9 protein-coding genes are annotated in these 12,126 nt (G+C 66.4%); 4 read left to right on the top strand and 5 right to left on the bottom strand.

What is annotated here, in order from left to right; all coding sequences use genetic code 11:
* Positions 1-227 precede the first annotated feature (227 nt).
* Genes ACSQ24_RS08355 through ACSQ24_RS08335 form a run of 5 tightly spaced genes read right to left on the bottom strand, consistent with a single transcriptional unit; the run spans position 228 to position 4,544 of the window.
* On the bottom strand, positions 228-581 hold the full coding sequence (locus ACSQ24_RS08355) for a DUF6867 family protein (protein ID WP_436094236.1): 354 nt from the start codon (positions 579-581) through the stop codon (positions 228-230).
* Between the two features lie 28 nt (positions 582-609).
* A complete protein-coding gene (locus tag ACSQ24_RS08350; RefSeq protein WP_436094235.1) occupies positions 610-1,341 on the bottom strand; it encodes an ABC transporter ATP-binding protein in 732 nt (243 codons plus the stop codon).
* Complete coding sequence (locus tag ACSQ24_RS08345) at positions 1,338-2,210, bottom strand: ABC transporter ATP-binding protein (RefSeq protein WP_436097851.1); 873 nt, start codon at positions 2,208-2,210, stop codon at positions 1,338-1,340. The genes ACSQ24_RS08350 and ACSQ24_RS08345 overlap by 4 nt, the downstream gene beginning before the upstream one ends.
* Positions 2,211-2,239: 29 nt before the next feature.
* Positions 2,240-3,616 carry a high-affinity branched-chain amino acid ABC transporter permease LivM gene (gene livM, locus ACSQ24_RS08340; protein ID WP_436097850.1) on the bottom strand — a complete coding sequence of 459 codons (1,377 nt, stop codon included), beginning with the start codon at positions 3,614-3,616 and terminating at the stop codon, positions 2,240-2,242.
* Between the two features lie 10 nt (positions 3,617-3,626).
* Positions 3,627-4,544: a branched-chain amino acid ABC transporter permease gene (locus ACSQ24_RS08335; protein ID WP_436094234.1), complete on the bottom strand. Its 918-nt coding sequence runs from the start codon at positions 4,542-4,544 to the stop codon at positions 3,627-3,629.
* Positions 4,545-4,944: 400 nt separating this feature from the next.
* On the opposite strand from ACSQ24_RS08335, the gene ACSQ24_RS08330 reads away from it, so the two are divergent.
* The 4 genes from ACSQ24_RS08330 (at position 4,945) to ACSQ24_RS08315 (ending at position 12,081) form a co-directional block, all read left to right on the top strand.
* Positions 4,945-6,087, top strand: coding sequence for a dipeptidase (locus ACSQ24_RS08330; protein ID WP_436094233.1), 1,143 nt, complete (start codon positions 4,945-4,947; stop codon positions 6,085-6,087).
* A gap of 303 nt (positions 6,088-6,390) precedes the next feature.
* The gene (locus ACSQ24_RS08325; RefSeq protein WP_436094232.1) at positions 6,391-8,895 is read left to right on the top strand and encodes a methyl-accepting chemotaxis protein; all 2,505 of its coding nucleotides are present in this window, start codon (positions 6,391-6,393) and stop codon (positions 8,893-8,895) included.
* 125 nt (positions 8,896-9,020) lie between these two features.
* The gene (locus ACSQ24_RS08320; RefSeq protein ID WP_436094231.1) at positions 9,021-11,204 is read left to right on the top strand and encodes a methyl-accepting chemotaxis protein; all 2,184 of its coding nucleotides are present in this window, start codon (positions 9,021-9,023) and stop codon (positions 11,202-11,204) included.
* A gap of 73 nt (positions 11,205-11,277) precedes the next feature.
* Positions 11,278-12,081, top strand: a complete 804-nt coding sequence (locus ACSQ24_RS08315) for an RNA methyltransferase (protein ID WP_436094230.1) — start codon at positions 11,278-11,280, stop codon at positions 12,079-12,081.
* Positions 12,082-12,126 lie beyond the last annotated feature (45 nt).

Below are 12,126 nucleotides of genomic sequence, written 5' to 3'. Positions count from 1 at the left end.
CCGGTTTGGCCGTCCCGTCTCGGCGCGTGGTGCCACCGTGAAACGCAGTCTTGCGCTTTTTCGCAGTGGTGTCACGCGGCAAGCCCCGTGAACTTTGGTTGTGTTTTCCAGAGCCCGTTCCGATCAACTTGCACCGCAAGTTGATCGGAAAAACGGTCTCTGAACTCAAGGTAAGAGACGGATTCACCGATCAGATTGATTCAATCTGATCGGATCCGGCTCTAGCCTTAAGTGCTCTCGCGAGCCCTCCAGGTGAAGGGTCCGGTGCGCTCGTAAAGCCAGCGATATTGCGTCGTCATCTGGCGTGCCCGGTTGTAGCGCCAGCCGGCGAAGCTGAAGGCGAACAGCACGATCGTGTCGACGATGTAGTAGTGCGGCGACAACAGCGTCGCCTCGAACAGGGCGAAGTGGATGAAGCGGATGAACAGGCCGAGGATCAGCGTGTAGAAGACGAGCTGGATCGGCGGGCGCCAGGTGATCGCCACCGCCCGGCCGGTCATCCAGGCGGCCCAGCCGCCCATCACCACCGTCACCAGCAGGAAGAGCCAGATGGTCGGCTCCTCATAGAGAATGCCCTGCATCATCGTGCTCCGTTCAAGCCCGCGGCGCTCAATGCCGCCCGCCTTCGAGATAGGCTGCCCGCACCTGCGGATTTGCGAGCAGCTCTTTGCCCGTGCCGCTCATGGTGATGACGCCGTTGACCATGACATAGCCGCGATGGGCGAGCTTGAGCGCGTGGAAGGCGTTCTGCTCGACCAGGAATACGGTCAGCCCCTGGCTGCGGTTGAGCTCGCGGATCGCCTCGAAGATCTGCTTGACGATCAGCGGCGCCAGGCCGAGCGAGGGCTCGTCGAGCATCAGCAGCTTCGGCCGCGCCATCAGCGCGCGTGCGATCGCCACCATCTGCTGCTCGCCGCCAGAGAGTGTACCGCCGCGCTGCTGCAGCCGCTCCTTCACACGCGGGAAGAGCACGCAGATTTTCTCGAGATCCTCGTCGAAATGCTGCATCCCGGCGACGGCCGCGCCCATCTGCAGGTTCTCGAACACGGTCATGCGCGGAAAGATCCGCCGCCCTTCCGGCGACTGCGCGATGCCGAGGCGTGCGATCTCGTGGCTCGGCATCCGGGTGATGTCGCGCCCCTGATAGGTAATGGTGCCTTCGCGCGCTTGCGGGGTGCCGAAGATCGTCATCATCAGCGTCGACTTGCCGGCGCCGTTGGCGCCGATCATCGTCACGATCTCTCCGGGGCGAACATCGACGTCGACGCCCTTCAGCGCGATGATCTTGCCGTAGTAGGTCTTGACGCCGCGGACGGAGAGGAGCGGTTCTGCCTCGCTCATAGGCCGACCTCCGCTTCCACCTGCTCGATCTCTTCGTCTTCGACGCCGAGATAGGCCGCGATCACCTTCGGATCGGCCTGCACCTCGGCCGGCGTGCCGTCCGCGATCTTGGTGCCGTAGTCGAGCACCACGACGTGGTCCGAGATTTCCATCACCACCGACATGTCGTGTTCGATCAGGAGCAGCGCCGTGCCGTGATCCTTGCGGATCGACAGCAGGAGGTTGTTGAGGTCGAGACTCTCGCGCGGGTTGAGGCCGGCGGCCGGCTCGTCGAGGCAGAGCAGCACCGGGTCGGTGCACATCGCCCGGGCGATCTCGAGCCGGCGCTGGTCGCCATAGGGCAGATCGGCGGCAGGATCGTCGGCGCGATGGACCAGATTGATCTTCTCGAGCCAAGCCTTGGCCTTCTCGATCGCCTCCTTCTCGCGCGCCTTGTAGCCGCCGATGCCCAGCACGCCGAGGAAGGTGAAGCCCGAGGCGATCATCAGCGGGTTGTGCTGCGCGACCAGAAGGTTCTCCAGCACCGTCATGCCGCCGAACAGGCGGATGTTCTGGAAGGTGCGGGCGACCTTGGCCTTCCAGGCGATGCGGAAATCCGGCATCCGTTCGAGCAGATAGCTGTCGCCCGAAGAACCATCGCGATTCTCCTGGGTCAGCGTGATCATGCCCTCGGTCGGCTTGTAGAAGCCGGTGATGCAGTTGAACACCGTGGTCTTGCCGGCGCCGTTGGGGCCGATCAGTGCCGTGATGTCGCCCTTGCGGGCCTCGAAGGAGAGGTCGTTGACGGCGGTCAGGCCGCCGAAGCGCATCGTCAGATGCTCGACCTTGAGTAGCGGGGTCCCGGGCGGAGCGGCCGTGACGGCCGTCATCGCCGAGGTGGTTTCGACCAGGTTGGTCATCAGCCGTGCCCCTCCTGGACCATATCGGAGGAGATCGCCTTCTTCTCCTTGAGGAAGGCGGTCGGCTCGCGGGTCGAGATCAGCCCGCGCGGCTTCCAGATCATGATCACCACCATGGCGAAGCCGAAGATCAGCATGCGGTATTTGGTCGGGTCGAAGTCCTGGCCGAAAATCTGTTTCAGCCAGTCGAGCTCGCGTAGCAATTCGGTACCACCGATCATCGCGATCGCCGCGATGGCGCAGCCCCAGAGCGAGCCCATGCCGCCGAGGACGACGATAGCGAGGATCACCGCCGATTCCATGAAGACGAAGGATTCAGGCGAGATGAAGCCTTGCCGCGCCGCGAAGAACGAGCCGGCGAAGCCGCCGAACATCGCGCCGAGCGAGAAGGCGGTCAGCTTGGTGTTGGTGGTGTTGATGCCGAGCGAGCGGCACGCGATCTCGTCCTCGCGCAGCGCCTCCCAGGCGCGCCCGACCGGCAGGCGGCGCAGGCGCAGGCTGACATAGGCGGTCAGCAGCGCCAGGCAGAGGATGACGTAATAGAGGAAGATGGTGCGGTAGAGCGGCGAGAATTCGAGGCCGAATACAGCCGCGAAACCGTTATCCGCCGCGGTGAACGGTATGCCGAAGAAGGTCGGCCGCGGAATGCCGGAAATGCCGGCATAGCCGTTCGAGAAATCGGTCCAGTTGATCAGGACGAGGCGGATGATCTCGCCGAAGGCCAGCGTCACGATGGCGAGATAGTCGCCGCGTAGGCGCAGCACCGGGAAACCCAGGATGAGCCCCCAGAAGGCGGCGAGGATGCCCGACAGCGGCAGCAGGATCCAGAAGGACAGGCCGAAGTTCTTGGCGAGCAGCGCGTAGGAATAGGCGCCGACAGCGTAGAAGGCGACATAGCCGAGGTCGAGCAGGCCGGCGAGGCCGACGACGATGTTCAGCCCCCAGCCAAGCATCACGTAGATCAGGATCTGGACGCCGAAATTGTCGATCCATTTCAGCGCCCCTCCCCAGCCGGCGAGGCTGATCGCGATGATCGGGAAGGTCAGCAGGAAGCCGAGGCCGAACAGCGAGAAGATCCGCGAATGGCGCTGGAAGAAGCCGATCGTGCCATGCGGCAGGAGCCGCACGACCGACTTGCCCTCGCCGCGCTTCTGCTGGCGCAGCGCCATCAGGAAACGGCCGACGAAGATGATGGCGACCGCCCAGGCGACCGCGTCCCAGCGCGGGTCGAGGACGAGCTGGTTGTCGAGGTTCTGGCGCGTTCCCCAGGCGATGATCGGGATGCACAGGCCGAAGGTGACGAGCGCGGCGAAGGCAGCTTCCTTCAACGCCCGCGTCATGTCGGCCTGGCGCTTGGCCGGGGTCGATGTCTCCATGGCCATGGGCTCAGACCTTCTCGACTTCTGGCCGGCCGAGAATGCCGGAGGGCATGAAGACGAGGACGACCGCGAGGATGCAGAAGGCGGCGACGTCCTTGTAGTCGATGGTGAAATAGGCCGACCACATCACCTCGATCAGGCCGATCAGTAGCCCGCCGAGCACGGCGCCCGGCAGCGAGCCGATGCCTCCGAGCACGGCCGCGGTGAAGGCCTTGACGCCCGGCGTGAAGCCGTCGGCGAAGTTCACCACGCCGTAGAGCACGAGGTACATGACGCCCGCCACCGCAGCGAGCGCGGCGCCCATCACGAAGGTGATCGAGATCGTGCGATCGACGTCGACACCAAGCAGCGAAGCCATCTTGCGGTCCTGCTCGCAGGCGCGCTGGGCCCGGCCGAGCGGTGTCTTCTGCACGAGGTACCAGAAGGCGGCGAGCAGCACGATCGTGGTCACGATGATGACGACCTGCTTGTAGGAAATCGAGACCGGATAGGTCGCGCTGTCGATCAGCAGGATCGACTTGTTCAGCATCGGCGGAATCGGCTTGTTGCGCGGCCCCTGCACGACCTGGACGAAGTTCATCAAGAAGATCGACATGCCGATCGCCGAGATCAACGGCGCGAGGCGGAACGACCCACGCAGCGGCCGGTAGGCAACGCGCTCGATCGTCCAGTTCCACAGCGAGGTGAAGAACATCGCCAGGATCAGGACGAAGATCAGCGCCAGCACGATCAGACCGGCGCCAAACCAGGCCGAGATCAGCATAAAGAAGATCAGCGCGATGAAGGCCGATAGCATGAACACGTCGCCATGGGCGAAGTTCACCATGCCGATGATGCCGAAGACCATCGTGTAGCCGATGGCGATGAGGCCGTAGATTGACCCCAGGGTCAGCCCGTTGATGAGCTGCTGGACGAATACTTCCATTGAACGACGCCTAACCCCTCGAATCAGTTACCCGTTCTTTTTTGCGCGGCATGACGCCGACGCATGCGGGATGCGATTGCGGCGCAGAGCTACCAACGGTCTGCGCGCTCGACAATCACCCCGGGCCACATTTCTGTCAAAAGCAATCTGCGCGACATTGCATATGCAATAGGCAGCCGATGCTGCTGCTCCGCGCGCTTTACGCGCAAGATGATTGCTCGGCATGCAGTGTACGATTCGCCTCATCCAGCCCGGCTTGTCGCCGATGTCGCACCAACCTCCACGCGAGATACCGGAATGGCGGTTCCGATCCCGCTCGAATCCTGCGCTTTAGGCCTCGCGCAGGAGCCCGCCCCCTGCCACGATCACGCTTCCACGATTCCCGCTTTCCAGGTGCGCCATGGTCCTCGCCGCCCCTCCCCTCGCCGATGCTGCCTACGACGAGGCGCTCGCGTTGCTCGATCGCGTCCCGCTGATCGACGGCCATAACGACCTGCCCTTCGTCGTGCGTCTCGATCCGGCCGCGAAAGGCGATCTCGCAACCTACGACCTCGGCAAGGTCCATCCCGAGACCGACACCGACATTCCGCGCATGCGCGCCGGCAAGCTCGCTGCGCAGTTCTTCGCGGCCTATGTTCCGCCCAATCACCCCAAGCCCGCCGGCTTCGCACTGGCGCAGATCGCGCTCATGCGCCGGATTTGGGCACACCACGCCGACGTCTTCCGGCCCGGCCTCTCGGCCGATGACGTCGAGGCCGCGAAGAAAGAAGGCCGGATCGCCCTGTTCATGACGATCGAAAACGGCTCGGCGCTCGACAACGAGCTCGAGACGCTCGACGCCTATTGGGACCTCGGCGTCAGGCTGATGACACTCTGCCACAACGACACCCACGATTGGTGCGATTCGGCGACCGACGCGCCGCGCCATAACGGGCTCAGCCCCTTCGGCAAGCAGGTGATCGGGCGCATGAACCGACTCGGCATGATCGTCGACCTCGCCCATGTCGCGCCGAAGGTGATGCACGACGTGCTCGACATCAGCGAGGCGCCGGTGGTTTGGTCGCACTCCAACGCCTTCTCGCTCTGCAACCACCCGCGCAACGTTCCCGATGACGTGCTCGACCGGGTCGCCGGCAACGACGGCATCGTGATGGCGACCTTCGTGCCCGACTTCATCAACCAGGCCTCGCGCGACTGGAACCGCCCGGCCAGGGATCAGTACGGCAAGGCGCGGGAAGGGCTCGACTTCAAGAAGGTCGAAGCCGAGATCATCCAGACCTCCGGCCCCCGGCCAAGGGCGACGCTGGCGCAATATTGCGACCATCTCGACTATCTGGCCAAGCGCATCGGCCACGACCATCTCGGCATCGGCTCGGATTTCTTCGGCGGCCTCACGCCGGACGGGCTCGAAGACGCCTCGACCTTCCCGAGCCTGATCGCCGAGCTGATCCGCCGCGACTGGTCGGAGGAGAACCTCGCCAAGCTCGCCAGCGGCAACATGCTGCGGGTGATGCGCTCGGTCGGAAGCGCTGCCGCGCGCTGAACGCGGTCCGGCGATATCCCAGTTTCAGCCCTCATCCTGAGGAGCGCTCGCAGAGCGCGTCTCGAAGGAGCTCCAGATGGTTCAGGTGCCTCCTGGAGCATCCTTCGAGACGCGATCCTTCGGATCGCTCCTCAGGATGAGGGCTGAGTATCGAGATGGGTTGCGGGCCAGCGCCCCCGACAAGGCGAAACTGAGGCAAATTTTTAAAGGTATGATGCGAGACCTTTCAGGCCCGACATTGCGAGCGGGGGCGGAGCGCTAGCGACTCCCCTGTCCCGCGCCAGAACAGCCCGGACAGGACCCGTGAATCTCTTCAGCGCTTCGATCAGGAACTATCTCGTCGCCACCATGGCGTGTCTGTGCGTGCCGGGCCTCGGCGCGCTGGCCTATCTGGCCGAGCAGGCGGCGGAGGATGTCTATACCAGCCACCGCCTCGTCGAGCTGGTCGCGGCCGACGAGGCCCTCCTCAACGCCGGCAACACCATCCGCTCCAACCGCGGCCAGGCCCAGACCGCGATCCAGGTCGCCGACGATCCCGCGCCGACGCTGAAGAAGATCGAGCTGGCCAACCGGGACGAACTTGGCCGCGCCATCGCGCGCTTGCGGAGCACCGACCTCCCCGATCGCAACGCGCTTGCCGACGCGATCGACCAGAAGGAGAAGGCGACCGCGGCGAAGCTGCCGGAGATGTATGCCGAAGCGGCCAAGCCGAAGCCGCAGCGCAGCCTCGCCGCCACCATGCCCTGGTACAATGGTATCGGCGAGATCGAGACCGTGATGACCACGGCCTCGGATACGACCTCCACGGCGGTGCGCCTGGCCGATCCGGCGCTTGCTGATCTCCAGAACTTCAAGGCAGCCGGCTGGCGCGTGCGGTCAAGCTACGGCACTCAGTGCTCGGTGCTGCGCCCGGTCTTCGGCAGCAACAAGCCGATGGATGCTGCGCAGCTGCGCCGGCTCGGCGAGATGCGCGGCGCCTCAGACGCCGGCGTCGCGCAGTTGACGCAGTTGGCGGCGCGCCCGGGCGTCAGCCCCGAGCTGGTGCGCAAGGTCGGCGCCATGAACACCGAGGTCCAGGCCGCCAACCGGCTGATGGACGAGCAGATCGGCCGCGTCGGCCAGGGCAGCAGCCCGGTCGTCGGCGCCGAGGAATGGACCAAGCAGTGCAACGGGCCGTTCAACACGATCCTCGCCGCTGTCGGCCAGTCCTTCGACGAGATGGAGAACGTGACGCAGGCGACGCTGTCGCGGGCCTGGACCCGGCTCGCGATCACCGGCGGCCTGTTCCTCGCTTTGCTCGCCATCTGCGTGCTGAGCTGGCGCGGCGTGCAGCGCCGCATCGCCCGGCCGCTGGTTTCGCTGCAGACGGCGCTGGCCGGCATGCAGGCCGGTAACTTCGCCCAGAAGATCCCGGCTCCGCCCTGCCCCGACGAGATCGGCACGCTCAGCGGCGCGCTCGAAGACTATCGCCAGAACGCGCTCGCGCTCGAAACCAACCGGCGTGACCGCGAGGTCGCCATGCTCGCCGACGCCGAGCAGGCCGCCAAGGTCCGCACGCTTGTCGGCGAGGTCGCGGGGATCGTCGCCGCAGCCCGTGCCGGCGACTTCTCCGGCCGCGCCGAAGCTGGCGATGTCGAGGGACCGCTGCGCGAGCTGGTCGAGGGCGTCAACGAGATCAACGCCGTCGTCGATGCCGCGACCACCGAGTTCGCAGAAGCCATGCAGTCGCTCGCTGGCGGCGACCTCACCCACCGCGTGACCACGAGCTATCGCGGCCGCTTCGCCGCGCTGCAGGAGGCGATCAACCAGACAGCCGAGCGGCTCTCGACGACGTTGCGGACCATCCAGGCCAACGCCTCCGATGTCGGCCTTTCGGCCCGCGAGATCTCGACCGGCGCCGACGATCTCTCCAAGCGCACGGAGGAGCAAGCCTCCTCGCTGGAAGAGAGCGCTGCGACCACCGAGGAGCTCGCCGCCTCGGTCAAGGCCTCGGCCCAGGCCGCCCAGCAGGCGGTGCGCCAGGCCGGACAGGCCATGCAGGTCGCCCAGGATGGCGGAGCCATCGCCGGCGAGGCGGTCGCGGCCATGGTCCGGATCGAGCAGGCCACGAAGAAGATCTCCGACATCATCCGGGTGATCGACGATATCGCTTTCCAGACCAATCTCCTGGCGCTCAACGCGGCGGTCGAGGCCGCCCGTGCCGGCGATGCCGGCAAGGGTTTCGCGGTGGTCGCCAGCGAGGTGCGTACCCTGGCGCAGCGCTCCAGCGCGGCGGCCAAGGACATTTCGGGGCTGATCTCCTCGTCGAACAGCGAGGTCGAGACCGGCGTGAAGCTGGTCCGGCAGGCTGGCGATGCGCTGACCCGCATCGTCGAGGCCTCGAGCGGTGTGCAGACCACCATCTCCGAGGTCGCGACCGCCTCGGCCGAACAGGCCAACGGCATCGAGGAGATGAGCCAGACCGTCGCGCATATGGACGAGATGACCCAGGCCAATGCCGCATTGGCCGAGCAAAGTGCGGCCAGCGCCAACGCCCTCGCCGGCAAGATCGCCGAGCTCAATGCCCTCGTCGCGGCATTCCGGACCGGCGACGACCTCGCGCCGATCGCGAGGTCCCCGGTCGCCGCCGCCTCCTATGCCCCGCCGCCCCTGCGCACCTCCGATCTGGCGGCGATCGCGAACGGCCGGGGCGCCGAACCGGAGCGCCTGCGCAAGCTCGCTGCGGCGCTCGTCGAGCAGCAGAAGGCGCCGCCGCGCCAGGCTCCAGCCCGCAAGCGCGCCAACGATGCTGGCTGGGAAGAGTTCTGAGACGCAGTCCAGCGTCACGGCCAGAAAACAGTGGGCACGGCCTCAAGCCGTGCCCGCTCTGCGTTTAGCGGAACCTTAAGCATGTTTTGGCACGCTTTCGCCCGATCTCGACAGGTGTGAGGGTCATGGCGTTGTCTACCGCAGGTTCACGCTCGGCCGCATCGCGCCTGACGATCCAGCTCAGGATCGCGCTGGTCAGCGTCGTCTTCGTCCTCGGCCTCGTGCTGATCGGCGCCGCCTCCTGGATCGGTAATGGCCGCCTCACAGCCGCCTTCGAGGACCACAAGGCCTATTCCGCCCTCGCTGCCCGCTCACGCGAGGTGCGCGCTGCGAGCTTTGCGCTGAAGGCGTTGAGCCGCGATGTCCGCTTCCGCCAAGAGAGCACTGATATCAAGGACTTTGGCTCCGGCCTTGAATCTCTGAAGCAGGCGATCACACGCCTTGGCAGCGCCGCCGGAGCTGACCGCGTGCGTGACAGCATCGTCGCGCTCGACGCCCCCATGAAAGCAATCGAGGCCGACTTCACCGCGATCGGCGCGATGCAGCTCGGCCTGCGCGCCCCCGCTCCAGAAGGCCTCGCCGCCAGGCTGGAAGAGGCCGCCGAAGCGCTCGAAACCAAGGTCCGCTCCAACAGCATGGGTTCGGATTCGCCCGACCTCGCGCGTTTGCCCGGCATTCTCGCGGCGCTGCGCCGGATCGACGCCTCTTATCGCCTGAGCCTCGACGAGAGCCTGCTCGGCCAGTGGGAGGTCGAGCAGGGCCGCTTCGAACGCGCGCTCGGCCGCCAGGGCGTCTCGGCCGAGGCCAAGACCGAGATCGGACCAGCCTTCACGGCTTACGCCGAGATCGTTCCCGCCTGGACCAAGGCCGAGAAGGATTTCATGCTCGCGGCCGAGAAGCTTTCCGGCCAGTTCGACTTGATCGCCCCGCCGCTGCAGGAGCTCGAAACCCGGCTCGCCGCCGAGGAGGCGCAGGCCGGCGCTCGTCTCGCCGAGGCACAGGCCCGCACGCAGGCGATCATCCTCGGAACCATTGCGGCCGCGCTCGTGCTCGGCCTGATCGCCGCCTTCATCGTCGGCCGCACCACCGCGTTGCCCTTGCGCCGCCTGCGCGACGCCATGCTCAAGCTCGCCGCCGGCGACTATGAGGTCGCTATCACCGGCTTGTCGCGCCGCGACGAGATCGGCCAGATGGCGCAGGCCGTGCAGGTCTTCAAGGAGAATGGGCTCTCGGTGCAGCGGCTCGAGGCGGAGACCAGCGAGGGCCGGGCCGAGGCCGAACGCCAGAACCTCGCCATCACCCGCCAGCGCGAGGAGGCGGCCTCCGCCCAAGCCTCCCTGCTGACGGAGCAGCGAGAGGTCGTCGGCCTCCTTGCCGAGGCTCTTGCCCGCCTCTCGCAGGGTGACCTCACTGTGCGGATCGAGGATGCGGTCGCCTCCGACTACGAGACGCTGAAGCAGGATTTCAACACCGCGATCGAGCGCCTCGCCGCGACCGTCGACGCGATCAAGGCGACCTCCATCGAGGTCGCGACCGCCGGCCGCGAGATCACCAGCGGCGCCGACGATCTCTCCAAGCGCACCGAAGAACAGGCCTCCTCGCTGGAGGAAAGCGCCGCAACGACTGAGGAGCTTGCCGCCTCGGTCAAGGCCGCAGCTGGCGCCTCGCGGCAAGCCGCGCAGCTCTCGCAGGACGCGAGCGGTGTCGCCCGCAAGGGCGGCGCCATCGTCGACGACGCCGTCCAGGCGATGACCCGTATCGAGGAGGCCTCGCGCAAGATCTCCGACATCACCTCAGTCATCGACGAGATCGCCTTCCAGACCAATTTGCTCGCGCTGAACGCGGCCGTTGAAGCCGCCCGGGCCGGCGACGCCGGCAGGGGCTTTGCCGTCGTCGCCTCGGAAGTGCGCATCCTCGCCCAGCGCTCCAGCGAGGCGGCAAAGGATATCTCGGCGCTGATCCGGACTTCGAACATGCAGATCGGCGATGGCGTCGAGCTGGTGCGCTCGGCCGGCGCCGTGCTCGGCCAGATCGTCGAGGCGTCGCAGCGCGTCGCGGCCACCGTGACTGAGGTTTCTTCGGCAGCCGCCGAGCAGGCCAGCGGCATCGACGAGATGAGCCAGACCATCGCCCATATGGACGAGATGACCCAGCAGAACGCGGCATTGGCGGAAGAAAGCGCCGCCTCCGCCACGGCGCTGGGCCAGCAGATCGAGCGGCTGAACGCGCTGGTCGCCGCCTTCCGGACGCATGACGCCGGCGACAGTGGCCACAGGGTCGACCTCTCCCGCGAGCGCCGCCGCGCCTGAGCCCGGCTACGCGGTTGACGAGAGCGGCACAGCCGGCGCATGGCTGCGCGCTCTTTCAGGACACTGCCTTCTCATGACCGGTTCCGGCACCGACCGCACGCGCCCGCCCCTCACGGCACAGGCTCCCATCGTCATTCTTGTCGAACCGCAACTCGCCGAGAATATCGGCATGTGTGCGCGCGCCATGGCGAATTTCGGCTTGTCCGAGCTGCGCCTCGTCGCGCCGCGCGACGGCTGGCCAAGCGGCGGCGGCCTCAAGAAGGGCGCGACCGCGGCCGCTTCCGGCGCCACCCACATCCTCGACAATGCCCGGCTCTTTCCCGATGCCGCCGCGGCCATCGCCGATCTCAACCATGTGCTGGCGACGACGGCGCGCGAGCGCGGCCAGATGAAGCGCGTCTTCACCCCCGCCGAGGCAATGCCGAACCTCAGCGAGCGCATCGCCTCGGATGAGCGCGTCGGCATCCTGTTCGGGCGCGAGCGCATCGGCCTGACCAATGAGGAGATCAGCTTCGCCGACGCGATCCTGACCTTCCCGGTCAATCCCGCCTTCGCCTCGCTCAACCTGGCGCAGGCAGTACTGCTCTGCGGCTATGAATGGCTGAAGGCCAGCGGCGGCGAGCCGCCCTTCCGCGAGAACAACCCCTCGCCGCCGGCGAGCCGGGCCACCGTCCTGTCGATGTTCGACTATCTCGAGGGCGAGCTCGAGCGCTGCGGCTTCTTCCCACCTGGCAAGAAGCCGGTCATGACCGCCAATCTGCGCGACATCCTGCACCGGCTGGGCATGACCGAGCAGGAGGCGCGCACGCTTCGCGGGGTCTTCAAGTCATTGGCCGAAGGGCCGCCCGCCCCGCGCAAGAACCCGCGTGAAGGTTGAACCACCCCACAAAAAAAGCCGGCCCCGAAAGGCCGGCCGAAGTCA

Source organism: Allobosea sp. LjRoot237 (assembly GCF_964253285.1).
Classification (GTDB): Bacteria; Pseudomonadota; Alphaproteobacteria; order Rhizobiales; family Beijerinckiaceae; genus Allobosea.
Note: the sequence above shows the minus strand (reverse complement) of the source record. Positions and strands in the feature narration are given on the sequence as shown.